This window comes from Mucilaginibacter gossypii, assembly GCF_017569325.2.
Classification (GTDB): Bacteria; Bacteroidota; Bacteroidia; order Sphingobacteriales; family Sphingobacteriaceae; genus Mucilaginibacter; species Mucilaginibacter gossypii.
Genome location: NZ_CP071878.2, coordinates 5,860,464 through 5,884,391, shown reverse-complemented (window position 1 = coordinate 5,884,391; position 23,928 = coordinate 5,860,464). Strand labels below are relative to the sequence as shown.

27 protein-coding genes are annotated in these 23,928 nt (G+C 42.5%); 12 read left to right on the top strand and 15 right to left on the bottom strand.

Annotation, left to right across the window (positions count from 1 at the left end; all coding sequences use genetic code 11):
- Nucleotides 1-6: 6 nt before the first annotated feature.
- Nucleotides 7-783 carry a molybdate ABC transporter substrate-binding protein gene (gene modA, locus J3L18_RS25000; RefSeq protein WP_129571794.1) on the bottom strand — a complete coding sequence of 259 codons (777 nt, stop codon included), beginning with the start codon at nt 781-783 and terminating at the stop codon, nt 7-9.
- A 521-nt stretch (nt 784-1,304) separates the two neighbouring features.
- Here modA and J3L18_RS24995 point away from each other — a divergent pair.
- Nucleotides 1,305-3,206 carry a 7TM diverse intracellular signaling domain-containing protein gene (locus J3L18_RS24995; protein ID WP_129571795.1) on the top strand — a complete coding sequence of 634 codons (1,902 nt, stop codon included), beginning with the start codon at nt 1,305-1,307 and terminating at the stop codon, nt 3,204-3,206.
- Between the two features lie 56 nt (nt 3,207-3,262).
- Here J3L18_RS24995 and J3L18_RS24990 read toward each other — a convergent pair whose 3' ends face one another.
- Nucleotides 3,263-4,273: a LacI family DNA-binding transcriptional regulator gene (locus tag J3L18_RS24990; protein WP_091174870.1), complete on the bottom strand. Its 1,011-nt coding sequence runs from the start codon at nt 4,271-4,273 to the stop codon at nt 3,263-3,265.
- 208 nt (nt 4,274-4,481) lie between these two features.
- Between J3L18_RS24990 and J3L18_RS24985 the strand changes: the two genes are divergently transcribed.
- Both J3L18_RS24985 and J3L18_RS24980 read left to right on the top strand, forming a co-directional pair.
- Nucleotides 4,482-4,847, top strand: coding sequence for a response regulator (locus J3L18_RS24985; protein ID WP_129571796.1), 366 nt, complete (start codon nt 4,482-4,484; stop codon nt 4,845-4,847).
- 96 nt (nt 4,848-4,943) lie between these two features.
- Nucleotides 4,944-5,198, top strand: a complete 255-nt coding sequence (locus tag J3L18_RS24980; protein ID WP_223266306.1) for a hypothetical protein — start codon at nt 4,944-4,946, stop codon at nt 5,196-5,198.
- A gap of 180 nt (nt 5,199-5,378) precedes the next feature.
- Here the strand turns inward: J3L18_RS24980 and J3L18_RS24975 are convergent, their stop codons facing one another.
- The 10 genes from J3L18_RS24975 to J3L18_RS24930 form a co-directional block, all read right to left on the bottom strand.
- The gene (locus tag J3L18_RS24975; RefSeq protein ID WP_129571973.1) at nt 5,379-6,386 is read right to left on the bottom strand and encodes an IS110 family RNA-guided transposase; all 1,008 of its coding nucleotides are present in this window, start codon (nt 6,384-6,386) and stop codon (nt 5,379-5,381) included.
- A gap of 312 nt (nt 6,387-6,698) precedes the next feature.
- The gene (locus J3L18_RS24970; protein ID WP_129568175.1) at nt 6,699-7,433 is read right to left on the bottom strand and encodes a heavy metal translocating P-type ATPase; all 735 of its coding nucleotides are present in this window, start codon (nt 7,431-7,433) and stop codon (nt 6,699-6,701) included.
- Between the two features lie 306 nt (nt 7,434-7,739).
- Complete coding sequence (locus tag J3L18_RS24965) at nt 7,740-8,300, bottom strand: helix-turn-helix domain-containing protein (protein ID WP_129568176.1); 561 nt, start codon at nt 8,298-8,300, stop codon at nt 7,740-7,742.
- Nucleotides 8,301-8,313: 13 nt separating this feature from the next.
- Complete coding sequence (locus J3L18_RS24960; RefSeq protein WP_129568177.1) at nt 8,314-9,384, bottom strand: serine hydrolase domain-containing protein; 1,071 nt, start codon at nt 9,382-9,384, stop codon at nt 8,314-8,316.
- A gap of 55 nt (nt 9,385-9,439) precedes the next feature.
- On the bottom strand, nt 9,440-9,826 hold the full coding sequence (locus tag J3L18_RS24955) for a DUF4890 domain-containing protein (protein WP_129568178.1): 387 nt from the start codon (nt 9,824-9,826) through the stop codon (nt 9,440-9,442).
- 5 nt (nt 9,827-9,831) lie between these two features.
- The gene (locus J3L18_RS24950) at nt 9,832-10,566 is read right to left on the bottom strand and encodes a hypothetical protein (RefSeq protein WP_129568179.1); all 735 of its coding nucleotides are present in this window, start codon (nt 10,564-10,566) and stop codon (nt 9,832-9,834) included.
- 44 nt (nt 10,567-10,610) lie between these two features.
- A complete protein-coding gene (locus J3L18_RS24945; protein WP_129568180.1) occupies nt 10,611-10,811 on the bottom strand; it encodes a hypothetical protein in 201 nt (66 codons plus the stop codon).
- Nucleotides 10,812-10,861: 50 nt separating this feature from the next.
- Nucleotides 10,862-11,677, bottom strand: a complete 816-nt coding sequence (locus J3L18_RS24940; protein WP_129568181.1) for a sterol desaturase family protein — start codon at nt 11,675-11,677, stop codon at nt 10,862-10,864.
- Between the two features lie 163 nt (nt 11,678-11,840).
- Nucleotides 11,841-12,620, bottom strand: coding sequence for a LytR/AlgR family response regulator transcription factor (locus J3L18_RS24935; protein ID WP_129568182.1), 780 nt, complete (start codon nt 12,618-12,620; stop codon nt 11,841-11,843).
- The gene (locus J3L18_RS24930) at nt 12,617-13,639 is read right to left on the bottom strand and encodes a sensor histidine kinase (protein WP_091174895.1); all 1,023 of its coding nucleotides are present in this window, start codon (nt 13,637-13,639) and stop codon (nt 12,617-12,619) included. Before J3L18_RS24930 ends, J3L18_RS24935 begins: the two co-directional genes overlap by 4 nt.
- A 203-nt stretch (nt 13,640-13,842) precedes the next feature.
- Here J3L18_RS24930 and J3L18_RS24925 point away from each other — a divergent pair, with 203 nt between their 5' ends.
- Together J3L18_RS24925 and J3L18_RS24920 are read left to right on the top strand one after the other, a co-directional pair.
- Nucleotides 13,843-14,805 carry a heme-binding domain-containing protein gene (locus J3L18_RS24925; RefSeq protein WP_129568183.1) on the top strand — a complete coding sequence of 321 codons (963 nt, stop codon included), beginning with the start codon at nt 13,843-13,845 and terminating at the stop codon, nt 14,803-14,805.
- A gap of 4 nt (nt 14,806-14,809) precedes the next feature.
- Nucleotides 14,810-15,286, top strand: coding sequence for a hypothetical protein (locus J3L18_RS24920; RefSeq protein WP_129568184.1), 477 nt, complete (start codon nt 14,810-14,812; stop codon nt 15,284-15,286).
- Between the two features lie 180 nt (nt 15,287-15,466).
- Here the strand turns inward: J3L18_RS24920 and J3L18_RS24915 are convergent, their stop codons facing one another.
- On the bottom strand, nt 15,467-16,960 hold the full coding sequence (locus J3L18_RS24915; RefSeq protein WP_091174899.1) for a nicotinate-nucleotide adenylyltransferase: 1,494 nt from the start codon (nt 16,958-16,960) through the stop codon (nt 15,467-15,469).
- 274 nt (nt 16,961-17,234) lie between these two features.
- On the opposite strand from J3L18_RS24915, the gene J3L18_RS24910 reads away from it, so the two are divergent.
- From J3L18_RS24910 to J3L18_RS24885, 6 genes are all read left to right on the top strand, one after another.
- On the top strand, nt 17,235-17,555 hold the full coding sequence (locus tag J3L18_RS24910; RefSeq protein ID WP_090532792.1) for an ArsR/SmtB family transcription factor: 321 nt from the start codon (nt 17,235-17,237) through the stop codon (nt 17,553-17,555).
- A gap of 1 nt (nt 17,556) precedes the next feature.
- Complete coding sequence (locus J3L18_RS24905) at nt 17,557-18,024, top strand: SRPBCC family protein (RefSeq protein ID WP_129568185.1); 468 nt, start codon at nt 17,557-17,559, stop codon at nt 18,022-18,024.
- Between the two features lie 8 nt (nt 18,025-18,032).
- Complete coding sequence (locus J3L18_RS24900; RefSeq protein WP_223266100.1) at nt 18,033-18,422, top strand: DoxX family protein; 390 nt, start codon at nt 18,033-18,035, stop codon at nt 18,420-18,422.
- A 9-nt stretch (nt 18,423-18,431) separates the two neighbouring features.
- The gene (locus J3L18_RS24895) at nt 18,432-19,013 is read left to right on the top strand and encodes a YdeI/OmpD-associated family protein (protein WP_189549080.1); all 582 of its coding nucleotides are present in this window, start codon (nt 18,432-18,434) and stop codon (nt 19,011-19,013) included.
- A gap of 186 nt (nt 19,014-19,199) precedes the next feature.
- Entirely contained in the window at nt 19,200-20,090 is an 891-nt protein-coding gene (locus J3L18_RS24890) for an IS1595 family transposase (RefSeq protein ID WP_189549506.1), read from the top strand.
- Between the two features lie 72 nt (nt 20,091-20,162).
- Nucleotides 20,163-20,714 (top strand): DUF4256 domain-containing protein, encoded by a 552-nt coding sequence (locus J3L18_RS24885; RefSeq protein WP_129571462.1) that lies wholly within the window; start codon nt 20,163-20,165, stop codon nt 20,712-20,714.
- Between the two features lie 56 nt (nt 20,715-20,770).
- On the opposite strand, the gene J3L18_RS24880 is transcribed toward J3L18_RS24885, so the two are convergent.
- Both J3L18_RS24880 and J3L18_RS24875 read right to left on the bottom strand, forming a co-directional pair.
- Nucleotides 20,771-21,280, bottom strand: a complete 510-nt coding sequence (locus J3L18_RS24880; RefSeq protein WP_091174909.1) for a DUF695 domain-containing protein — start codon at nt 21,278-21,280, stop codon at nt 20,771-20,773.
- Nucleotides 21,281-21,573: 293 nt separating this feature from the next.
- Nucleotides 21,574-22,017 carry a hypothetical protein gene (locus tag J3L18_RS24875; RefSeq protein ID WP_091174911.1) on the bottom strand — a complete coding sequence of 148 codons (444 nt, stop codon included), beginning with the start codon at nt 22,015-22,017 and terminating at the stop codon, nt 21,574-21,576.
- Nucleotides 22,018-22,353: 336 nt separating this feature from the next.
- On the opposite strand from J3L18_RS24875, the gene J3L18_RS24870 reads away from it, so the two are divergent.
- Nucleotides 22,354-23,442 carry an acyltransferase family protein gene (locus J3L18_RS24870; RefSeq protein ID WP_129571461.1) on the top strand — a complete coding sequence of 363 codons (1,089 nt, stop codon included), beginning with the start codon at nt 22,354-22,356 and terminating at the stop codon, nt 23,440-23,442.
- Nucleotides 23,443-23,928 lie beyond the last annotated feature (486 nt).

The following is a 23,928-nucleotide window of genomic DNA, read 5'->3' as shown; positions in this document are numbered from 1 at the left end:
TACAAATTATTGTACCCTATAACCATACGCTTTAAAAATACTTTTAGCCGCCGGGCTTAAAATGTACCGGTAAAATTTTCCGGCCGCAGGATTAACCGCTCCGTGTTTCAGGATCACCATGCCCTGCAGTATGGGGTCGTAAATTTTGGGATCGACGACCGTATAAAACAGCGGTGTTTTATTTCCCAGTTCCTTTACCAGCGATTGGGTAGTGAAGCCGATATCGGCCACGCCTGTGGTAATGTAAGTATTTACCTGCGATATGCTTTCTCCATAAACGGCCTTCGATTTGGCATCATCCAAAATCCCCTTATCCCTGAGCGATTGCTCGGCGGCTCTACCATAAGGCGCTATAGCCGGGTTTGCTATGGCGATTTTTTTTATCCTTGCCGAAAGCAGCAGGCGTTCCCAGTTTTCAAAACCAATGTTTTGCGTACTGCAAATGATCAGGCTGCCCGAGGCATACACTACCGGTTTTTCTTTTGCAAAACCATTTTTAAAAAGCGTTTCGGGAAAGGCCATATCTGCCGATAAAAACACATCAAACGGAGCGCCATTACTGATCTGAGCTACCAGCTTACCCGATGAGCCTATAACAACATCAATAGTAATTCCTGTTTTTTGCTTAAAATCTTTTTGTAAAACCTCCATTACCGGCTGCAGGTTAGCAGCTGCCGCCACCCGGATATTTTGGGCGTTTACGGTTAAGCTTGCTGTAAATAGCAGGGCGAATAAAAAAAGAATGCTTTTTTTAAGCCCGGCATTGTAATGTTCGCTTTGCATCTGTTTTATAGTTTTTAGCTTGCAGGCAACAGTTTTCGTTTTGGTAATGAAGCACATCGTGATTTTTAAGAAGCGATATTTTGATGCCCTAACACTACAAATATACGCTTGTTATAACCAATAGCGGTTCATATATTAGTCATGTTAAGTTATCTGATAAATCAAATTTTAACAATGATAAAACGGTCAGGCGCCGTGCGCACCGGCTTTAAAGATACGCCTGATGAGAAATGCCATTGCTGTTTTTTAGGCGTAGCCCTTTAATATGAAATAGATGGAAAACCGCTTCGAACACTTTAGTAAATGGGCCTGTGACTATTTATGTATAGTAATTCCAGGATATTAACAACAAATAGCTAAAAATTAACATTTTAAATAACTGTTTAATGTACTTTTAATAGGAATAGAAAAATAAAAATATTATAATTGTATCCGGCCTGACGCTAACCAAACAACCATTTTTTTCGCGCCTGTAGTGAAACCACCATTACAGGTGCGGAATACATCCATTTCCCAAGCCTATGTTTAAACTTTTACTGAGATCTTTTATCGGTATTATATTGTTTTGCTTATGCTTTTCAACAGGCATAGCTCAAACCACGGTTCAAATAAACGACAAAATAAACCAGCACATTTTTGAATATAAGCAGATAGTTTATTTTGAGGACACAACCGGAAAACTCGGCCTCGATGATATTCGCGATGCTTACTTAGCAGGCAAATTCGCAGTTAACCATGAACCTACCCCGGTTACCCATCACAACAATTCGGCTTACTGGTACCGCATAAAAATCGGCAAGGCCAATGCCACCAGCAACAACTGGATCCTGGAGTTTTTTGATCAAACTATCGACAGTATTACCGTTTATTCGCCCGTTAAAAATACTTACAGGGCAACGTCGCTTGGCAGTAGCCGTCCTTTTGCCGCGCGCTTTTACAAACACAAAAACTTTAGCTTTAATATCAACAGCAGCCAGGGGCCCGATGATGTTTATTATATCCGCATCCGTTCGGGGCATTCGGTTAATGTGATCATGGTATTGCGTACGGTAAGCCGCTTTATTGGTTACGCGCTCGACGAATATTTTTTCTTTGGTGTTTTTTACGGTATGATCCTGGTTTTTGGCCTGTACAATTTCATGATGTTCATAGCCATGCGCCAGGTACAGTACTTGTATTACATCATTTATAACTTAAGTATTGGCCTTTATGAAATGTGTGCCGATGGCATAGCTTACCAGTACATCTGGCCAAACTATCCGGGCTGGAACAATTACGCGTATGGTATCGCCCTGTTTTCGGCCAGTATTTTTGCAATCCTTTTTGCCCAAAAGCTGCTCAATTTAAAAGTTAATGCCCCGCGATTAAATAAAGTGATCAAGTGGGTGATCATTTTCAGGTGCATTTATTTCCTGGCTTGCATTGCCATTAATATGGCCTGGTTTAACTACAAGATTATCGAGTTTTTGCCGCTGTGCATTTCTTTTTATGCGGGCTGTTATGTGTTGATAAAAGGGTACAAACCGGCGCGGTTCTTTGTTATCGGATATACGTTTTTACTTACCGGCTTTGTTATTAAAAGCTGTATAGCACTAAATATTTGGTGGCTGCCCGTTACCGAGTTTGATTACTACAGCCTTAGTATTTGTTTTATTATGGAGATGCTGTTCATCTCTTTTGCTATAGGAGATAAAGTGCGGATCCTTAAAAAGGAAAAGGATGTTGCCCAGCAGGATATTATAGCCCAGATGAAGCAAAACGAAGAGCTGAAAGATACCCTGAACCGCAGCCTTGAAGCCCAGGTGCAGGAACGCACCCGCGAGCTGGTTGAAAAGTCATCAATGATAGCGGAACAAAATGAGGAGCTAAAATCAGTTAATGAGCTGCTGCAACAACAGGCCGAAGAGATCTCGCGCATGAATGTGCTCCTCGAAAAAGACAACATTATCCTGCATAATGATATTGAAAAAGTAACACACGATAGGGTAATGCTCACCGAAGTTGACTTTGAAGAGTTTAGCCGTATTTATCCCGACAGGGAAACCTGCTTCAAATTCCTGTCCGATCTGAAATGGGAGCATGGTTACGCCTGCCGCAAATGCAGCAATACGCATTACGGCAGCGGGCATCTGCCTTACAGTCGCCGGTGTTCGAAATGTGGTTATGAGGAGTCGGTAATAGCTTACACCATATTGCAAAACACCCGGATCCCTATCAATAAAGCTTTTTATATGATCTTCCTGATGTATTCAACCAAGGGAAAGATCTCGTCACATAAACTTTCCGAAATTCTTTCCATCCGCCAAAGCACCTGTTGGGCTTACAGCTCGCGCATTAAAAAAGTAATGGAGCAGCGTAAAAAAGAGATCAAAAACGCGGGGAATAAAGGGTGGAGTAAATTAGTGATCGACATGAATGCATAGCAATGATGATCTTTGAACCCAATCGGGTCTTCCTACCATGATCTATGAACCATGAACTATGAACCCGACGACGACTTCCTGATAAACAGTTTTGATTTCAATACATGTTGCTTTTTAGGGGCCAGGCCGTTGTTTTCCAGCACATCGAACAATAAAGTTGCAGCCTTTACGCCCATTTCGTAAGCGGGTTGCGTTATGGTTGAAAGAGGGGGGGAAAGGAGCGGGGCTACCCTGAGGCTTGAAAAGCTAATCACTTTCAGATCGTTAGGTATCGAAATGCCAAGGTCATTACAAACGTAGTAGGTGGCAAAGGCCAAACGTTCAACCGAACTGAAAATACCATCAGGCTTGATTACCTGTAAGGCCTTTTTCAAAATCTTATAATTTTCCTTTTCATCGTTGCTGCAATCAATAACAAGGGTATCATCAAACACGATCTTGTGCTTAGCTAATGCATCCATATAGCCCTGCATCCGCACCTTACCTATCGAAATACTTTTGTTAACCACCAGGTAAGCTATCTTTTTGCACCCGGTTTTAATAAGGTGTTCGGTTGCTGCAAAACTGGCGTCATAGTCGTTAGTAGTTACTTTGGCGGCCTCAATATCCTCGTAAACGCGGTCGAAAAAAACAACAGGCACATGTTTTTTTTCCAGCTGGCGCAGATAGTTGTGGTCGCTTGCCTCGCCGGATACCGACATGATAATGCCATCGGCTTTGCCATTGTTAAGGTAATTTACAAACGATACTTCCTTTTCAAAAACGTCGTCGGTGCGGTAAAGTAAAATGTAGAAACCTTTTTTACGGGCAACCTCTTCAATGCCATTGATAGCCTGCGAAAAAAAGTCATTAGCTATTTCGGGAACAATAACAGCCAGGGTGTTGGTCTTTTTATCGCGCAGGTTACTGGCATAATGGTTGGGCAAATAGTTATGTTGTTTGGCGTAGGCTAAAATTCGCTCTTTAGTGTCTTTATTAATATCAGTGTTTCCATTAAAGGCCCTCGAGATGGTTGATGTGGAGATATTGAGTTCCTTTGCCAGTTTTTTGATATTGATATTGTCCATTTTCGCTCGCTAAATCTATTTCCTATAGGCCAAATGTAATAAAACAGATCAATTGTGTTTAAACATTAAGGCTATAATTGTCAAAATATCATTACAAAAGATAGCTTTATCAGGAATGGCTCCCGGACTGTACGGCAAGTGGTTAACTGTAAGTTAATCAGTGGCATGCGGTTTGCATAATATTAGTACAGAAAGCAGGGCTGGGTTTATGGCAAAACGAATTTTGATAGTTGATGATAACGAGCTGATGATAGAGGTGATGACCTACATCTTGCTGGGCAAAGGTTACGAAGTAGCTTCATCAACCCATGCCCATGAAATTTTCGGGACGATAAAAGCATGCCACCCCGACCTGGTGATCCTGGATATTGTTAATAAAAGCATGGATGGCCGCGAGCTGTGCCGGCTCATTAAATTGAACCGGGCCACTGAAAATCTCCGTGTAATTGTTTGTTCAGAAAACGAAGAAACCGAAGCACAGGAACCGAAAAAAGGGGCGCCGGATGATGTTTTGCACAAGCCATTTGGCATGAACAGCCTGATCCATAAGGTTCAGTTACTGCTGGCGGCCTGATTAATTGTGTAAAATAATGATCTGTAAATTAGCCTGTTAAATTAGAATTTAGGATTGTCAGCCACCCTGTTGTTGCTTTTGTAACATGGGATACGTATGTTTACCGTAGAGAAGATAAAGATGGGATTGCCACTAAGAATAACTTTTAACGATACCGACCACGTGTATCAAATTAATACCTCGCCAATTACCCCAACCACCAGCGAACTTGAGATCCTGTTAAATGGCGAGAAAATAATCCTTCAAAAAGACGCCCGCCGTGTATGGGTACAAAAAGGCGAAGGCCCGGTAATTGACCCCGAATTTGCGCAAGCTTTGGGACGCTCGGTTGCCTTACGGTTTAGGATGTAGGAGCTTAATAATTTCTTATTAAAGTTGTCATTTCGACGAACAGACGGGAAATCGTAATGGGAGAGAGGAGAAATCCTACACACCCTGCTTGCAAACTTTATAGCGAACTTTCACTGCGTAGAAGATTTCTCCTCACCGCCGGTGCACGATCCCACCCAAGACTCGTTCGATTTCTATGATTTAAGCAACTAATTTTTGATAATTTTTTTCGTAAGGTCTGTTTTGGTTGACGCAGGCGAAAAGGCGTAATATGAGTTTGTTCCTAACTGCATTAATGACACTCATTTTATTCTTTTTCTCCTGCAATACCTTACGTTCGTAAAAGCGTTTTAGATCTTGGTTATGCTGTATGGCAACTATAGCGGCAAGATGTAGGAGCGTTTTGACTTTTTTGTTGGCCATATGCGATACCCTTGCCTTTTTAATAAGCTTACCGGAGTCATCTGTAAACGGTGCTACGCCTGAATAGCAAGCGAACTTTTTAGGGTCGCTAATATCCTTGAATTCGTTGGTAGTAACAATGACCTGTACGGCGGTTACTTTGCCAATGCCACTTACTGAAGTTGCCAGTTTGAATATCCGGGTTAATTCTTTGTCCGCTTTAATAATTTCCTCAATAGCCCGCTCTGTCCTGGCTATGTCCCCTTCGATCGCCTTTAAGGAATGGCTACAGGCTTGTATGTTCTGCTTGCTGGTTTTGCCGGGACTGAAAGATACATGCTCTTTTAGTGGCACTTTCAACTGTTTTTTAACAGTTATTAACCGTAACCGGGTAGCTGCAAGATGGGCAAGTTGCTGCACAGCTTCGCGCTTAGGCTCCCATAAACGCAGTCCTTCCCGCTCCTTATAAGCATACCAGGCGATGCGCATGGCATCTACCTTGTCATTCTTGCCCCGGATATTCCCTAATGAGTTCTTGATCTGGGTAGCTGCTTCTAAGCAAATATGTGCCTTCTTTTTATGCAGGCAAGCCAAAGCATGGTTGTTATAAATACCAGTATGCTCCATGCAGAAAATAGCTTTGCTTAAGCTGAACCCAAGAAGCTTTCCCAACTCCTTGAGAAATGTATTGATTGCTGCCGGAGCGTTAGCAATTTCCTGGTGGAATAAAAACCGGCTGCCTTGCTGGACAGCAAAGTCCAATTCGTTTTTGGACACATCGATGCCAATGAAAAATTCAAATTCCATATCTTTACCCTGTTTATGTTAGTAAACAGTTAACATGTTTTAAACTACATCAATTCCTTACTAATGAGCCTCGTAAACTCTAATTTCTATTTGATGCCACAGTTTAAAACAAGCGGTAAAGGAGTAAATCGAACGATAGGCCTACAAGCCTGGAAATGACAATAATGCGCCTTTACCGCTGTTAACTTTATCCACAAAATCTAAGGTTATTAACAAAGAAAAAGAAGCAAAAAGAAAGCTTCAACAATAATAATAACCCTTATTATTTTGTTGAAGCTAATCTAAAGGAAATGACACCCTGTTGAAGGTCTCTTACATTAACCCCAGCATCACTAAACCCATTACAATCATCAATCCATCTTCAATAATGGTTACTGTGCTCATGGGCAAATTAAATACCGCGCCAAGACATGCACAACGGATCTGCCTTTTGCTGAAAACACTTTGCAGCACACCAATCAGGCTTATCGTCATTACCGCAACCATAATAGCGTTAACCGTTACCGGTGCAATATTAAGCGCAAAGGCAAGGCCTAAACCCAGTTCAACAAAAACATACACGTAGCCCCATCCGCGCCAGCGTTTGGCCACCACATCATACATGGCATAGCTATCGGCAAAGCCCGCGAGATCCAGCAGTTTAAAAAAGGAAAATACCAGGAAAAAGCCACTCATGAAAACGCGCATGACCGTAAAGATGTTAAATCCGCCTGTATGGCTTCCGGCAATTATTGCTGCTGCTAAAATATAACCAAAAATGAGCAGGATCGGCTTGTAGGTTTGCAGCCAGGTGCGGTTTTCAGCAGCATCTGTCGTACTCATATGGTGATGATGTGCCTCTGCTTCGCTAAGCTGGTATTTAGGATAAGCGGCAAGAGCTTGTTGAAGGTCGCCTGTTGATACGTGCTTTTTCATCGTGATGTCGGCAGTACCTTCGGCTAATGAGATCTCAACTTTTTCGATGTTGGGAACTTGCTGTAACAGGCCTTGCACTTTAGCCAGGCAACCGCTGCAGGTCATGCCGGTGATATTATATGTATGTGTCATGATAATTTGTATTTGCTGATACAAAATTACCACGAGCCGGCAGGGAAGGCATTACGGTATTATGGGTATGATTTATAAGATTTACAGGTTAGCACGAGTGCTACCCATTACAACGAAAAAAAAATGGGTGTCATACTGAGCCCGTCGAAGTATGGCGGGCAGGCCTCTGCGCACGAGTCTTCGACAGGCTCAGACTGACAGGTGCTCTTTGTCATCTAACCTTCAGAGGCCCCGGATTTAAATCACTCAGCAACCCGGCCGCAATTTGATCGGGTTCCACGAACCATTGCAGAATAAATTTGTGCTTTATATATCTTCCAGGTTTGTGCGTTTACTACCCTGAAGGGCTTTAAAGGCAGATGGTGTCATCCCGGTTATCTGTTTAAACTGGCTGGATAGGTAGGCAACGCTGCTATAGCTTAATTGAAACGCGATTTCGGAAAGACTAAGTTCATTATAAACCAGGAGCTCCTTCACTTTTTCAATACGCTGGGCTATGTAGTATTTTTCGATGGTTGTACCTTCTACAGCCGAAAAAAGGTTGCTCAGGTACCCATAATCATAATTAAGTTTTGAAGTAAGCAGCGCCGAAAGCTTCAAGGGCGATTGTGTTTCGGCGTAGTGCACATGCTCAATGATGAGGGTTTTGATCTGTTCAATAATACGGCTTTTTTGATCATCGATGAGTTCAAACCCAAGTGCATTTAACGATGTCTCCAATTGTTTGAGCTGAGCCGGGGTAGGGGCTTCTTTAATCTCTACCTCACCAAGATCAACAGAAACAGGCTGCAGCCCGGCTTTTTCCAGCTCGGTTTTCACCATTATTTTGCAGCGGCTGCAAACCATGTTTTTTATGTACAGCTTCATGGCTGCAAAACTACTATTTTACTGCTTCATCCACCAGTTGTTTCAGTTCGCGATAACGCTGTTGCCTGCCATCGCTTTTAATATAAAAAGTCATCATAAAGGCGGCGTACTTTTTATCCTTGTCTATCCACGGAAAGCTCCCGAACAACCCCGGACTGCTTACGGTATGGGCATCAAACACCCACTCGCCGTAACCGTAACCTAAACCTCCGGCCTCGGCAGGTGAATAGGCGATCTTAACGTCGGCGGTGATCCTGTTTTCCTGCATCCGGGCTATACTATTTTCGCTCAGGACACGCTTTCCGTTAAAAACGCCCCGGTTCATGATCATGGTTAAAAAGCTCAGGTAATCCTCGGAAGTACTGTAGGCCCCGCCCGCGGGCAGGGCTACTTTGGCATTTCCAAAATCAGTATGTTGCATATTAAGCGGCCGGGCAATACGTTCGGCAAATAAGGTTTCAAAGTTTTTGCCGCTGATTTTTTCGATGATAGCCCCGGCAATTTGCAAGCCGGCATTGCTATAGTGAAAAACCTTGCCGGGTGTACCTTCCATCGGTAAGGCTGCTATATCGGCTATTGCATCATCCATCGAGTTGTCCTGGCGCATATCTTCTAAACTTTCTTTTAATGGCGGCGTCTTGATCCCGGTTTGGTGCGACAGGCATTGACCAATGGTGATGCCCCCCTTGTCATGTTGCGATAGTACAGGCAAGTATTTGCCGACTGTATCGGTCAATTTTAGCTTTCCCTCATCAACAAAGGTCATCACCAAAGCGGCACTAAGCCATTTGCTGCAGCTGGCAATAGCCACCTTTGAGGTAGACGTATAATCATCCAGATCAGCCTTTTTGCCTTGTTTGCGGGCTATCATGCGACCAACAAATTTTTGCCTCATGTTCATATCATTAACTGCGTGGTTGTAAACCACCCTGCCATCTTTATAAACAACAAGCACCACCCGGCCACCCATTTCGGATGCGTGGTCATTTAGCCAGTTATCAACTTTGGTAAAATTGTATTGAGCACTGGCCGGGATAGCGCAAAGGCTGATAAGCGTTAGAAGTAGGAAAAATCTCGTTTTCATTTTTGGATGATTTTTAAGGTGCGTTAGGAAAAAATTGCGTCCTGCCTTTTAAACCTTACTGTTTTGCCTCTTTTTTCTCCTTCATCTTATCCCGCATCTCTGCTTCAAAGTCCTGGTACTGTTTAAACTGGTCAGCGGTGAACACGCCTTTTAGTTCGGCATCCTTTTCCTTTAACAATGCTTTCGCCTGCTTAAATTTAGAGAACCGCCCGGCATCGCTTTTAATGATCGGATCCATTTTTTGTGCGTATTTTAAATTGATGGCCTGCACTTTGGAGGTTTGATCGGGACTAAGCTCGAGCTTAGTCGTCATCATCTCGGTTTGAAATTGTGCACGCTGTTCGGGTGTTTTATTTTTCAGATCGGCACCGGTTTGCGCAAAGGCAGATCCAATAAAAAGTGTGAAGGTTAAAACCGTTATTAAACTGAAGAGCTTTTTCATATTGTTTACCATTGAATGTTGTAGGATGCACCGCTGTTTAATAACAGTGTTGCTTTGTTATTGCCATTAAACGTAATAGTACCATTAAAGTTAAAGCTTTTGCCTGATGATGAAGCGCCGCTAATGGTAACCGTTGCTGTTCCGGATAAAATTTTGAGACTGGTTTTATCAACCGTGATATCTGACGATTTAATAATTAATTTGCTGCTGAAAGAATAATTGCGGCCGATCTTCGATACCTGGCTGCCATCACGGGTATAGGTAGTATTAAGCACGTAAGCAGGTGCCGTTGGGGCCAGTCCTGTTAATACAAAACCTCCGGAACAGCTATCCTCTGATGACATGCGTGGCCCGTCATATTTGCTGCTGCCGGTAAAGTTGAAGGTAAGATCGTTAGGAACAACGCCCGAACAGTTGAGCAGGTAATTCCAGCTCAACGTATAATTATATGATGGGCTTACTCCTGTTGCACTTGATTTGGTAATAGATGAGTCTTTTGCAATGCCGCAGCTTAGCTTTACGGTTTTATAAACGGTTACTGAGCTGTTTACCTGTACCGCAAAGCCACCGCTTGATGGCACAATGGCATTTGTAGTCAGCTCGGCTGCATCGGCCTCGGTGACCGTTGTATTTGCTGTGGTTGATGCGTTATCCTTTTTACATGATGATATGATCACGGCCAGGCCGGCAGTTACTGCCAGGCTAAATAATATTGTTCTTGCTTTTAAAGAGGTTTTCATAACGTTGTTTTTTTGTATGGTTTATGATTTGATTTTATACTGATTTAATGGTGTACCACCACCACCCGGCGGCGGGTTACAACAACCGGGCGGGCAACAACAACACGCCTTACGGGTCTAACAATAACTGCATGTGCCGGTGTTACCACTACCCGGCGTGCCGGGCGCCTTACAATTACCGTTTGAGCATTTGCATTGGTGATGCCTGCGACAGCGAGGCAAAGGATTAAAATGATCTTTTTCATGATTTAAATTTGATTTTTACAGGTATGACTATTGGGTCGGTAACGGGTTTTTACTTTTGGGATGAAGCTTCCAAAGGCAGCGTTGAACTTTCTTTTACCGCGGATGAACTTGCCGGTTTAAACCAAATGACAAAACCCTGCAAAACCAGTTTAAAGGGGTTATAACTCAAAAAGCCCGTGGTTAAGCCGTATTTTATCGGTTCGGTTTCGGGCTGGTAGGTGTTAAACAACCTGTCCCAGATGATAAATACTCCCCCAAAGTTTTTATCGATATAGATTGGATTACTCCCATGATGTACCCGGTGCGATGAAGGCGTATCCATTACCCGCTCAATAATGCCGAGCGTGCCTACAGCTTCGGTATGTAAAAAGAACTGATAGGCCAGGTTCAGCACGTAGGAGATCACGATGAAATCGGTAGGTAAGCCCAGCAATGCAGCAGGTATGAAAAACAGCGGACTGATAATTGCCGAAAACCAGTTGAGCCGGTAAGCTGCCGTTAAGTTCATGTGCATAGCCGAGTGGTGGATAAGATGAAATGCCCAAAGCGGTTTCCAAACATGCGAGATGCGGTGGAACCAATAATAAATAAAGTCGACTGTGATGAAGGTTAATGAAAATATCCAAACGTTATGCGGCATTTTTAGAGGTGAAAGGCCGGCGAAAAACCCTAATACAGCTAACTGGTAACCGGCAAAAAGATATTTGGAAAACTGGAAGCCGGCAAATACAGCCAGGTTGGCAAACGTTTCTTTAACCTCGTAAGCGCCCCGGTCTTTTTTCCAGCTCCAGATAATTTCGATTGTAACCAGTATCAACAGAAACAGCAGGATGTAAATTCGGTATGGGCCAATTTGATGTTTCATTTTTTAATGTTTTAAAGTTTGTGTGAGACACGTAAACAGTGACTTGACGATTTTGATATCCGCCGACACATATCTACCCGCGTCGGCATTACAAAAGTGGAAGGAAAAATGAGGGAGGGCAGGGCAAATCCAGGTGAAGCTGCAAAAGCAGGGGGCGAAGTGCTTAGCGGTTCATCCAGCTTTTAAATTCGGGAACGCGGGCCTTGCTGATAAGTATTCTTTCGGCCGGTTCCGGCTTTACTTTGATAGAGAATCGGCCGTTGAAATAGAAATCTACCTCGGTTATAGCATCGCGATTAATAATAAATTGGCGGTTGGCGCGGAAAAACTGCCGCGGATCAAGCTGCAGTTCCAACTGTTCCATGGTGAACTCCATAATGTATTGACGGGCATCTGAAGTATGCGCATAAACAATTTCGTTAGTGGTATAAAACCAGGCTATTTTAATAGCTTCAACCGGGACCAGTTTTTCACGAAAATGGATGAGGAACGATTTTTTATAGGAACGAGTAAGATGGCTAATCTGCTGAAGCAGTGCTTCAACTGCCAAAGCAGGAGCTTCATCCCGGTTCGATGCAAAGAAATCATTATGTTTTTGCAATGCGCGGGCTATTTCCTGCTCATCAAATGGCTTTAGGATATAATCGATGCCATTGTTTTTAAACGCAGGAAGCGCATAGTCATTATAAGCAGTAACAAAAATTACAGGTTTGGTAATAGCCACCTGCTTAAAAATATCGAAAGATATGCCGTCGGCCAGGCGGATATCCATAAATATGAGGTCATAACTATTTGCCTGATCACTGAACCAGGTCACACTTTCTGCTACTGATGGGAGCGTGGTAGCTATAGCTATTTTATCATCTATTGCAGTTAATAAACGGGCGAGGTTGCGGGCTGTTGCCGCTTCGTCTTCAACTATAACTACACGTAGGGGTCTCATACTTTCAAGGGCAATTTAACAATAAACCGGCCGGCCGTTTTTATGATCTCTATCTCCCGGCCTGTCATGATCCTGAAACGTTCGTTCAGGTTGGCCAGCCCTATGCCGTTACTGTTTTCGGGCGAGGAGACCTCTTGTAAATTATTACTGATAACGAGCAGATCACCCTCCATATAAATGCTAACTGTTAGTGGTTTTGTAATGGTTGCCGCATTATGTTTTACGGCGTTTTCAAGCAGGGGTTGCAAGGAGAGGTGAGGGAGTTCATTATTGAGCCGGGCGCTATCAACATTGATATCAAGCTTAAAGGCATCTTCCAAACGCAGGGTTATAAGCTGTGCAAATGAGCGGAGCATTGTCAACTCATCCTGCAGCGTTACGAGGTTTGTTTTTCCCTTAATAAGCGCATAACGAAAAACGGCGGATAATTCTTTTACATATTGCTGTGCTAATGCCGGGTTTTCGCCAATTACTCCCGATAAGCTACTTAATGAATTGAACAGGAAATGCGGGTTCATTTGTTCTTTAAGCAGTTCAAGTTCGGCCTGCATCCGCGCGTTTTTTAGTAGTTGGTTTTCTGTTTCCCTCATCCTTGCTTCGCGCAGCAATAAAATTATTTTTATAACGATGCTAATCAGTATGATGCTTAGGGCAAAGCGGGTAAAATACCCAAGTGCAAGGCCGCCCGGAACACTTTGATAAACAAATAAAACGCGTTGTAAAATGACCCCGACGACAATGGATGGCACCGCAATAATAATATTGGCCAGCACATACATCACATGCTTTTTTTGATTGCGGAATACAGAAAGCGTACCACCTTCCTTTAAATTCAAATAAAACATCAAAAAACAGAAAACGATGTTATACAGAAGCTGGAAGCTCCATTCGCCCAGGTTGAAATGCCAGTAGCGGGCTATGATGCCGTTTTCGCGCAGGGCCAGCAGTTTGCCCGAATTCATCATGAGTCCGACGAGCAGCGAGCTATACAAGCAAATGCGTTTTTCGGTTTTATCCATCAGGTAAAGCTAATTTAATATTTATTGGTGATACTCATATAGCAGGGCGAAGCTGAAATATCAGGAGGTGAAGCATCAAAACGACATGTTTTGTAGTCTCAACTTCCTTTTTTCCTTATTCAACGATTATTTGCACTCGCCCAACTAATTGTTACATTTATTATAAAGGATTGTCGTTTTCTTTGCATTGCAAACGAATGGCTATGAAAACCAACAGAAAACCCTTGTATCGACGAAAAGCGTTCCTTATCATCCTGATTTTATTTGCAGGCTTTTTGTGTATCCAGTTTGTGCGCCCGGATGTTCCTAACCCGCCGGTAACGGGCGACCTGGAAGCCCCGGCAGATGTTAAGGCTGTTATTCAACGTGCCTGTTATGATTGCCATTCAAACAATACCAATTTACGCTGGTACGATAAAATAGTTCCTATTTACTGGGGGGTGGCGTCCCATATCAAACAGGGCAGGGCCGACCTTAATTTTTCCGAATGGAATAAGCTCGCGCCAGCCGATCAGAAAGGCAAACTCTGGGAGTCGGTAAATCAGATAATAGCCGGAGCAATGCCTTTGCCGGGTTATACCGCTGTTCATACCGGCGCAAAAGTATCTGCAGCCGATCTTGCTGTTTTGAAGAACTATCTTGCTTCAATGGTGCACAGCAAGCCTGCCGATACGGCGGTTATCAATGCCGCCGACAGGCAATATCAGCATTGGCAAAAAAACAAAACAGCAATAAGCAAATTGCCAACAGCAGCCAACGGCATCTCTTATATCCCCGATTATAAAAACTGGCAGCCTATCAGTACAACTGAACGATTTGATAATAATACCCTGCGTGTAATCTTCGGTAATGATATTGCCGTGAAAGCAATCAAAGAAAACAAGATCCACCCCTGGCCAAACGGCGCCATATTTGCCAAAGTGGCCTGGGCACAACTACAGGATAAAGACGGGACCACCCATACCGGCGAGTTTAAGCAGGTGGAGTACATGATAAAAGACGATAAAAAATATGCATCTACCTATGGCTGGGGATGGGCGAGGTTTAAGACCCCGAAAATGGTGCCGTACGGCGGTTCAAACGTCATGTTTACCACAGAATGTATGAATTGCCACAAACCGATGGCTGCCGAAGATTTTGTATTTACCCAACCAATTAAACACTAACCCCATGAAAGCATTATATAGTTTATTTGCTGTATGCAGCTTAATGTTTGCGGCCTGCTCCGATAACAAACCGGTTGAATTATACAATACCAAAGCCGCGCTGCCATCGTCCCCGAAATATAACCTCGATGGTTTGAAGGTAATCACTTCATTTGTTAATAAGACCAAAGGAACAGCCTCAACACTTTACGGAAATGACCAGGCTTTAAAATCAGCAATTGATGGAAATAAAACAGTTGGTGCTAATGAAGTATTTACATTAGTAACCTGGAAGCAACAGGATGACGATCATTGGTTTGGCGCGAAGATCCCTTCGGATGTTGAATCGGTGGAAGTGATTAAAACTACATCGTCTGGTAATAGTGTCGCTGTTAATTATCAACAACTTACCGGTAAAGCGCTCGACTTAAAAACAGATACTTCGGGCCAGTCTGAAAGGATTAAATATATTCTTGGGCAAAAGCCTTCTGTTTTGCCGTAGCAATAGAATGAGCTTTTTACAGTTTTGGGCCGTGCGATTCCCTTCTTGAGAGGAGTGGAGGGAGTGTGTTCCTGTTTTGAGAAGTCAATCGCAAAGACACACCCCCGCTACCGCTCATCCCCTCCGCGCTCCCTCTCAAAAGGGGATTTAAGAAAAGCCTTGAGCCTTATGCTTTTAGCTTTAAGCTATATCTATTTCTGTACGATCACCATCCACCGGAGGCACATCAAGTGTTTTTACCGGTTCTAACCCGGAGGCATATCCAAACAGGCGGCGTTCTTTGATTATGGTAGCAACTTCGGGCGGCACAAACTCTTCCCAGCCATCGGCGCCCAGTTTTATCAGCTCAAGCACATTGTCGGTTTCAACGTTGAGGTTGTTTTCGTTATAATGCCTGATGTCTTCTATCTTATTGTTGGCTATCAGGTAGCGGTACAGGTCAATCAGGTGTGGCGGCAGGTAAAAACGCAGGCAATTCCAGATCACGCCATCGCGCAGGGTAGGGTATATAAACAATTTTACCTTACGACTGAACAACGTGGCGAACGATTCCAAGATACCACCCGGCAAATCTTTATAATGTTCTTCCGAGAAAATGTACTCCAGGTTAGGGAAACCAAGTACCACGCCCATTTTAAGTTTGGTGATCTTTGAAAGATAGGCCACTAATTTATAATACTCGTGAAAATTAGAGATCATCACCGTTTGGCCCAGTGAGCCGAGGATGTCTACCCGGTCGAGAAAGTCCTTCTCGTCTATATCGGCATTGATATCGGCGTTACGTTCTTTCAGGGCCTGGAGGGTAAGCTCGGTAACAACAACAACGTTTTCCTTATCAACATCCGATTCCTGTAAAAACTGTTTAACACCGGTGTTCAGCATATCCATATGTACGTTGATAACCGGGCGGAAACGGCCGCGCACCATTACGATATGCTTTTTGTATAAAACTTCAGATGGTTGCAGGTTTTTACCATCGGGCCCAAACAGCGCCGCATCCGAAAAACCGTATTTTACCAGGTGAAGGCTCATGAGCCGGTTATCAACTTTGGTAAAGTTTGGTCCTTCAAAGCGGATCATGTCTATCTGGATCCTGTCGCGCGAGAGATTATCCATCAGCGAAAGCAGGAATACCGGTGGAATCTCATTATAATAAAAGCAGGCATACATCAGGTTTACACCCAATATCCCCACAGCCTGCTGTTGCAGGTTATTATCGTTATCCAGCAGCTTAACATGGATCACCACATCATTGTACTGCCCGTTCGGCTCAAGCTGAAAGCGTACGCCCATCCAACCGTGGCCTTCATTTGTTTTGTTGTAATTGAGGGCCGATATGGTATCCGCGAAAGCAAAAAAAGTTGAAGTGTCACCACGCTGCGTGCCAAGGCGTTCAATGATCAGGCCATATTCATGACCAAGCATGGCCATCAGCCGCGGTTCGCTTACATAACGGCGGGTTTGTTGTACCCCATAAATGGCATCTGAAAAAAGCATGTCATAGGCCGACATGGTTTTGGCTATGGTACCGGATGATGCCCCGGCTTTAAAAAAGTTTGCTGCTACGTCCTGTCCGGCACCTATTTCGGCAAATGAGCCATAAATTTCGGGGTTAAGATTAATGGCCAGCGCTTTTTGTTTGGTCCCAATATCTTTATTGTGAATGGCATTCATACCCATTAAATTATTATAGTTTACTGTTACCAGTAGTATAACCTTGCTAAGAAGGTCTAAAATTACACTTTTTTAAGCGAAGGCGTGTTAAGAATGTATTACAAAATAAGCAATCGGCTCGTTTTATTACGTTCAGAAAATAAATTAATGTGTTTTTGACAGATATTCTGGCTTGATACTGAGGGCCATCAGGTAAAGGTTCCAGTAAAAAATAAAACAAAAAACTTGCGTAGTTAAATGGCTACATTTATTTTTGTAGTCAAATAACTACACGATGAATTTAAGACGAGATGTATTTCAAGCCATAGCCGACCCAACCCGAAGGGCCATCCTTTTACTCGTTGCCACACAAGCTATGACTGCTGGTGTAATTGCGTCAAACTTTGACACCGCCCGGCCCACCGTTTCCAAACACCTGCAAATACTTACCGAGTGCGAGCTGCTTAAACAGGAGCAAAACGGCAGGGAGATTTATTATCATATCAATGCAGAAAAAATGAAAGATGTGGCCGACTTCATTGAACCGTTCCGCGCAATGTGGGAAGACAGGTTCAACAAATTAGAAACTATTATGAAAAATTATAAAGGCAAATAACATGGAACAAAAAACAAAAATAGATGCTGAAAACGGCAAACAGGATTTAACCATTACAAGAGTGTTTGACTTACCGGTGGAACTGCTTTTTAAAGCCTATATGGAGCCCGAAATTGTTGAGCAATGGATGGGAACAAAAGTGCTGAAGCTTGAAAATAAAAAGCACGGCAGCTGGCAATTTGAAACAAAAGATCCGCAAGGGAATGTAGTGTTCAAAGCCAATGGGACTATTCATGAGTTTATCCCCGGGCAAAAGATCACCCGTACGTTTGAAATGGATAACGCGCCGTTTGATGTGCAACTCGAGTTCCTGGAGTTTGAAAAACTAACTGACGATACCAGCAAGCTCAATATGCATGTGGTTTACCGAACGCCCGAACTGAGGGACCAGATGCTTAAGCTGCCTTTTGCCTATGGTATAAATATGGCCCATAACCGCCTGCAGGAAGTAGTAAACAAATTGAAATAACACATATCATGAAACGGAATAAAATTATCTATTGGATAGCTACCATCTGGCTTGCTTTAGGGATGATATCAACAGGAATGGTACAGTTATTAAAAGCGAAGGCCGGGGCAGGAGGGGCCGACAGTTTGACGCATTTAGGCTATCCGGGTTATGTTTTGACTATATTGGGCACCTGGAAAGTTTTGGGCGTTATAGCAGTATTGATTCCTAAATTTCCGGTGGTAAAGGAATGGGCGTACGCGGGTTTTTTCTTTGCTATGTCGGGCGCGATTTTTTCGCATATTGCAGTGGGGAATGCTATAGCTGAGATATTTCCCGCGCTGCTATTACTGGTACTTACTGTAATATCATGGTATTTCAGACCCGCCGAAAGAAAAGTAATTTCGGGAAACCAATAAATGAACGATATGAACCCCAAAGTTGATTTTTATTTTAATAAAGCCGGGAAGTGGCAGGAAGAAGTAGAGCAATTGAGATCAATTGTTCTTGATTGCGGATTGACCGAAGAATTAAAATGGGGCTGTCCCTGTTATACCTTTCGGGAAAGCAACATCGTTTTGATCCATGTATTTAAAGAATATTGCGCGCTTTTATTTTTCAAGGGAGCTTTATTAAGTGATACCCATAACATCCTTATTCAGCAAACCGAAAACGTACAGGCTGCGCGGCAAATCAGGTTTACCAATGCCGGTGAAATAGCCGGGCAAAGGAGTATCCTGAAAGCGTATATTTATGAAGCCATTGAGGTGGAAAAGGCAGGACTAAAAGTAAATTTAAAGCAGACGGAAGATTTTGCCGTCGCTCAGGAGTTTCAACAAAAATTAAATACCATACCCGCCCTTAAAACCGCATTTGAAGCATTAACACCCGGACGGCAAAAAGCGTATCTGCTTCATTTTTCCCAACCCAAACAAGCCTCAACCCGCGAGGCAAGAGTTGAAAAATGGATGCCGCAAATCCTTAACGGTAAAGGATTGAATGATTTGTAATACAGCCCGTTTTTAAGAATAAAAAGCGGAGGCCTGTGCGATTCCCCTCTCGAGAGGGGTGTAGGGGTGTGTTTCTGCTTTGAAAAGGCAATCGCATACACACCCCTGCCACCGCGCTGTCCTACGCGCCCCCTCTCAAGAGTAATAGCCCATGAAAAGGCAGGAATAATTTGTATATTTATGATAATGAATATCATAGAGACGATTAAGCGTTTTCCAGATCAGTCCAGTTGCATAGACTATCTTGAAGGATTAAGATGGCAAGGATTGCCAGAATGCCCGTATTGCAACAGCAAACGGAGCAGCAAGCGCCAGGAAAGCCAACGGCATATTTGCAATAGCTGTAACCGCAGCTATAGCGTTTTGGTCGGCACTGTTTTCGAGGGCACCAAACTTCCTTTGCCGCAATGGTTTTTGGCTATTTCATTAATGCTGAATGCGAAAAAGGGGTTATCTGCACGTCAGTTAAGCAGGGATCTGGGATGCAATCGTAAGACAGGCTGGTATTTGCAGATGCGGATACGGGAAGCCATGCGGGACGGCGGGGATGGCGGTTTGTTTAAGGGTATTGTTGAGGTAGATGAGACTTATTTAGGTGGTAAAAAAGCCAATCACTCAAAGAAAAAGCGGCAGGAAAGGCGCGATAATAATTTGCAGGTCACCGGCATGCAGGATAAACAGCCCGTGATTGGGTTATTGGAGCGGGATGGCCGTCTAAAGCTTCAGGTCATAGATAAGGCACATGGGAAAACGCTCAAACCCATTGTTGAACAATCAGTGAGCACAGATGCTACTATTGTAACGGACGGCTTTGGTGGATATGCCGGTTTAAATAAAATATTCCGTGAACATCAGGTATTAAACAAGGAAAAAGAAGAGTATGCCCGGGGAGAGTATCACACCAATACGATTGAGGGCTTTTGGACATTGTTAAAACGGGGGATATATGGTCAATACCATAAAGTATCGCTCAGACATTTGCAATCATACCTGAATGAGTTCACATTTAAATATAACAATAGAGGCAATAACCAGGTGTTTAACTTTTTAATTAACAAAATGGCTACTGCCTCTTGATGGGCTATTACTCTCTCAAGAGGGGAATTGAAAAATTACCTAAAAACCAATAAACCATAACCTGCAATAAATATGAAGCTATCACCAGAACAACAGAAAGAACTTATCGGCATACTGAAAACCCGTTTTGAGAAAAACATGAACCGTCACACCGGCATAGAATGGGCCGGGGTACAGGCAAAGCTGGAAGCCGATACCGAAAAACTATCGTCACTTAATGAAATGGAAATAACCGGCGGAGAACCCGATGTTGTTGCTTACGATAAAAATACGGACGAATATATTTTTTTCGACTGTGCTGCAGAAAGCCCCAAAGGCCGCAGAAGTGTTTGCTACGATCATGAAGCGCTGGAAGCCAGAAAAGAACACAAGCCCGGAAACAGCGCTGTTGAAATGGCGAAGGATATGGGCATTGAACTTTTAAATGAAGAACAATACCGCGAATTGCAAAAGCTTGGAACGTTTGATACCAAAACCTCAAGCTGGATCAAAACACCTGCCAATATCAGGAGGCTCGGCGGCGCCATTTTTGCCGATTTCCGTTATGGAACTATCTTCATTTACCACAACGGTGCGGAGTCATATTATGCTGCCAGGGGCTTTAGAGGGGCGTTGAGGGTTTGAGTTTTTCTTTTGCACTGTCGCTTGAGTTGGGAACTCAAATATAAGAGGTTATGTACTTACTCTAAAAACGGTTTAACCTCTACCCATTCTTTATCCTGTTTTATTTCAAATGAAAACTCTCGCTTTACATCGGGCGCTTTTGTTTTTTTCTGAAGATATTCGTTTGCTTTCTCGGGATGATCAATATAAGCATAAACATCTAAGAAGGAATCGTTATAGACATGGCCAATGTAATGCAGGGTTACTACTTTACCCGTTTCATTGATTAATTCGTCCTCAAGCGTATTAGCAACGTCTATTTCTGACTCAAGCGGTAGCCCATTTTTCATAACACTATCATGCTTAAGCGCAACGTGAATTTGCAGGCACCACGGATAGCTTTTCTTTTCGCCGTAATTTTTATAGGCGGTGTTAACAGATCCAACAACAGGCCTCCCGTCTGGTAATTTTGCTTCAATAACTGAAAAACTTTCGGGAGGAAAAATGGTATGCTTGTTCTGGGCCTTACAACCCAATATTAGTAATTGTAGTAAAATAACTATGATAAGGCGAAAGTAACGTAGCATGGATAAGGTTAGTATTATGCGATGCTAAAATAGATATTCAATGTGGCTAAAACAAGTGGTATTGAGTTCCCGACGCATTATATGGTTTAAGTTCACTGGTTGAATTTATGGTATAGTGAGGCTTTATTTTTATCTGGCGGAATCTCCGGGTAATGCTTCAGATTTCAAGCAGGATGCTTACTTTATTGGGGGACGAAGTTACGCTGGCGCTAAACTTCGACCAGTAGGGTGCTTTGAGGGTTTGAGCGCATTAGCCATAATGGATGCCGGCGGGATCTAATGATTGGCCTTATCTATATCTTATATTTTAATCTTCCGGTGTTAAAATCAGAAGGGCGGGTAGGTGTAAATAAAGTAAATTGCCGTGATTTAACATTTGGATTAAAAAGGTTTTCGCCCAGGTTTTTTACGTCTTGTTCTGTAAGCATATTGGGTTTGCCTTCCCATTGCCGGCAGCGCCGGTTTTTAAAATCAATATGAAAGCTACCCAAATAATAGTTTTCAAAATTCTGACCTAAATTAAGTATATAATCATCTGTTTTAAACTGGTGCCTCATCGGCTCAAGAGCCAAAGTTGCTTTATAAGCATCGTCATTTAAATCTTTATAAAAATAAAGTTTCTCAATCGTTCCAGACTTAAGATTGGGCGGCTCTTCCGATTGTAATAAAAAAGGACTTATATAAATTTCTTGTTCCCCTATTTCTGTTTCAATAGTGATAGTTGAAGAATTGAGCATTTAGTCAGATGTTAATAGTTCAATCCTAATATAACAGTTTTGATAAGTACAATCAATACGATGCTGTTTACAATAACATTGCCGGCGGCATGGGCAAGGTTAATCGAAATTATTAAGGAGTTTTAGTTTGAAGGGTTAATGTGAACCGGTGCGGGATTTCCAGCACCCGGCACATTTTTTAATTAAAATTTACTTAGGCCAAACAAAATGGGAAACAAATTGTAGTATGCTGAAATTGAATTAAACTCTGAGGCATTTATTTAATTAAAACGCGGTTCTTGCTGACAGTTGGTTAAAAAGTTGTCTCGTTGTTCAGCTTAACATACTCTGCCTTATATGAAATTAAACCAACTTACTTTTACCAGGTTTCTTGCAGCGGTCGCTATTGTTGTATATCACGCCAAGAGTGATATTTGGCCATTTAATTTGCCGGTTTTACATAATGTTTTCAGCAAGGCAAATGTTGGTGTGAGTTACTTTTTTATATTATCCGGATTTGTAATGATCATTGCCTATGGCCAGCAAAAAGCCGTTAAAGTTAAACCGGGGAATTATTATTTGAACAGAATAGCGAGGATATATCCGGTATATCTTTTTGCGCTTTTATTGGCAGCGCTCAGGTTATTGATAATTGATACGCTACCTGTGAAGGAATTTATATTACAGCTGTTTGCTATTCAATCATGGTTCCCTGGTTATATCAGTAAGGTTAACGCCCCTGGCTGGTCATTATCCGTTGAGGCTTTGTTTTATGTAGCGTTTCCATTGCTTTTCAATTATTACTATAGTAGATTCTCGTTTAAGTCTGTCGCCATATTGGTTTCGTGTTTATGGCTTACAACCCAGGTGCTACTAAACTTTCTTTACCGGTCACCATATTATGCAGCTCCGCCATCTACCATTCATGACCTGTTATTCTATTTTCCATTAATGCATATTAATGAATTTATGATTGGCAATATTCTCGGGTTTGTTTATTTAAAGTCGGCAAAAAGACAGGCGAACTATGACTTGCACATTACATTTATTGTTATTGCTTTATTAGTCGTATTATCCGTTAATAATTACTTAAGCTTTCATGATGGGTTAATGGCCGTATTGTTTGCTCCCCTCATTTTATTATTGGCCCTAAATAACGGAAAAATCACAAAGGTTTTCTCAAACAAATACTTAATACTGTTGGGCGAAGCAAGCTATAGTATGTACATCCTTCAACATCCAATAAAATCTTTCCTCAGCTTTTTCTTCAAAAAAATACGGGTTGTAAACCCCGAACTACAATTTTATACCTTTTTGGTTGCGCTTATTTGTATTTCAATTGCCTGTTATTTTTTCATTGAAATTCCAGCAAAAGATTGGATAAAAGGCTGGAAATACCGGAAACGTTTAAAATTACAAGCAGTAGATGATTCCGTAAATTTCTAATTATCAATTACGGCATATAAGCATTTGTTAAATAAAAAAAGCATATCCAATCAGTAAAAGTACTGTGCAGATATGCTTTTTTGTTGCTTTCAAGTCGGGATGAGGAGACGATTACCCCGGCATTTATATCTATGATATTTAGGACGGGCGCCGTATAGGGCACATATATTGCGCTTCGGTTTGATGGCCTTTGATACTTATTTATGCTATAGTTGATAATCAATGAACTTGTTATAAAACATAATGAATGTCTGTTACAAATAAAAGATCCTGTAGTTATGGCTCCCCGTCGATGCAATTGAACCTTACTTTTTATCCCGGCGGTGGGCTAAACTCGCGAAATTGGTGAATAGGGAAAGAACAATGGCGCCCTGCCGGTCTAAACTATGTGGTTCGCATTTTAGCAATCTTGCAAGCAGGCATACGAACTATTGGTCGGCGGAGATAGGTTGGACATCGATTGTTCAAAAACAGGATTGATATCCT

What these genes read in the sequence shown, in the direction of transcription:
- modA (WP_129571794.1), bottom strand. Translation starts at nt 783, where the DNA reads ATGCAAAGCGAACATTACAATGCCGGGCTTAAAAAAAGCATTCTTTTT.
- J3L18_RS24995 (WP_129571795.1), top strand. Translation starts at nt 1,305, where the DNA reads ATGTTTAAACTTTTACTGAGATCTTTTATCGGTATTATATTGTTTTGC.
- J3L18_RS24990 (WP_091174870.1), bottom strand. Translation starts at nt 4,273, where the DNA reads ATGGACAATATCAATATCAAAAAACTGGCAAAGGAACTCAATATCTCC.
- J3L18_RS24985 (WP_129571796.1), top strand. Translation starts at nt 4,482, where the DNA reads ATGGCAAAACGAATTTTGATAGTTGATGATAACGAGCTGATGATAGAG.
- J3L18_RS24980 (WP_223266306.1), top strand. Translation starts at nt 4,944, where the DNA reads ATGTTTACCGTAGAGAAGATAAAGATGGGATTGCCACTAAGAATAACT.
- J3L18_RS24975 (WP_129571973.1), bottom strand. Translation starts at nt 6,386, where the DNA reads ATGGAATTTGAATTTTTCATTGGCATCGATGTGTCCAAAAACGAATTG.
- J3L18_RS24970 (WP_129568175.1), bottom strand. Translation starts at nt 7,433, where the DNA reads ATGACACATACATATAATATCACCGGCATGACCTGCAGCGGTTGCCTG.
- J3L18_RS24965 (WP_129568176.1), bottom strand. Translation starts at nt 8,300, where the DNA reads ATGAAGCTGTACATAAAAAACATGGTTTGCAGCCGCTGCAAAATAATG.
- J3L18_RS24960 (WP_129568177.1), bottom strand. Translation starts at nt 9,384, where the DNA reads ATGAAAACGAGATTTTTCCTACTTCTAACGCTTATCAGCCTTTGCGCT.
- J3L18_RS24955 (WP_129568178.1), bottom strand. Translation starts at nt 9,826, where the DNA reads ATGAAAAAGCTCTTCAGTTTAATAACGGTTTTAACCTTCACACTTTTT.
- J3L18_RS24950 (WP_129568179.1), bottom strand. Translation starts at nt 10,566, where the DNA reads ATGAAAACCTCTTTAAAAGCAAGAACAATATTATTTAGCCTGGCAGTA.
- J3L18_RS24945 (WP_129568180.1), bottom strand. Translation starts at nt 10,811, where the DNA reads ATGAAAAAGATCATTTTAATCCTTTGCCTCGCTGTCGCAGGCATCACC.
- J3L18_RS24940 (WP_129568181.1), bottom strand. Translation starts at nt 11,677, where the DNA reads ATGAAACATCAAATTGGCCCATACCGAATTTACATCCTGCTGTTTCTG.
- J3L18_RS24935 (WP_129568182.1), bottom strand. Translation starts at nt 12,620, where the DNA reads ATGAGACCCCTACGTGTAGTTATAGTTGAAGACGAAGCGGCAACAGCC.
- J3L18_RS24930 (WP_091174895.1), bottom strand. Translation starts at nt 13,639, where the DNA reads ATGGATAAAACCGAAAAACGCATTTGCTTGTATAGCTCGCTGCTCGTC.
- J3L18_RS24925 (WP_129568183.1), top strand. Translation starts at nt 13,843, where the DNA reads ATGAAAACCAACAGAAAACCCTTGTATCGACGAAAAGCGTTCCTTATC.
- J3L18_RS24920 (WP_129568184.1), top strand. Translation starts at nt 14,810, where the DNA reads ATGAAAGCATTATATAGTTTATTTGCTGTATGCAGCTTAATGTTTGCG.
- J3L18_RS24915 (WP_091174899.1), bottom strand. Translation starts at nt 16,960, where the DNA reads ATGAATGCCATTCACAATAAAGATATTGGGACCAAACAAAAAGCGCTG.
- J3L18_RS24910 (WP_090532792.1), top strand. Translation starts at nt 17,235, where the DNA reads ATGAATTTAAGACGAGATGTATTTCAAGCCATAGCCGACCCAACCCGA.
- J3L18_RS24905 (WP_129568185.1), top strand. Translation starts at nt 17,557, where the DNA reads ATGGAACAAAAAACAAAAATAGATGCTGAAAACGGCAAACAGGATTTA.
- J3L18_RS24900 (WP_223266100.1), top strand. Translation starts at nt 18,033, where the DNA reads ATGAAACGGAATAAAATTATCTATTGGATAGCTACCATCTGGCTTGCT.
- J3L18_RS24895 (WP_189549080.1), top strand. Translation starts at nt 18,432, where the DNA reads ATGAACCCCAAAGTTGATTTTTATTTTAATAAAGCCGGGAAGTGGCAG.
- J3L18_RS24890 (WP_189549506.1), top strand. Translation starts at nt 19,200, where the DNA reads ATGAATATCATAGAGACGATTAAGCGTTTTCCAGATCAGTCCAGTTGC.
- J3L18_RS24885 (WP_129571462.1), top strand. Translation starts at nt 20,163, where the DNA reads ATGAAGCTATCACCAGAACAACAGAAAGAACTTATCGGCATACTGAAA.
- J3L18_RS24880 (WP_091174909.1), bottom strand. Translation starts at nt 21,280, where the DNA reads ATGCTACGTTACTTTCGCCTTATCATAGTTATTTTACTACAATTACTA.
- J3L18_RS24875 (WP_091174911.1), bottom strand. Translation starts at nt 22,017, where the DNA reads ATGCTCAATTCTTCAACTATCACTATTGAAACAGAAATAGGGGAACAA.
- J3L18_RS24870 (WP_129571461.1), top strand. Translation starts at nt 22,354, where the DNA reads ATGAAATTAAACCAACTTACTTTTACCAGGTTTCTTGCAGCGGTCGCT.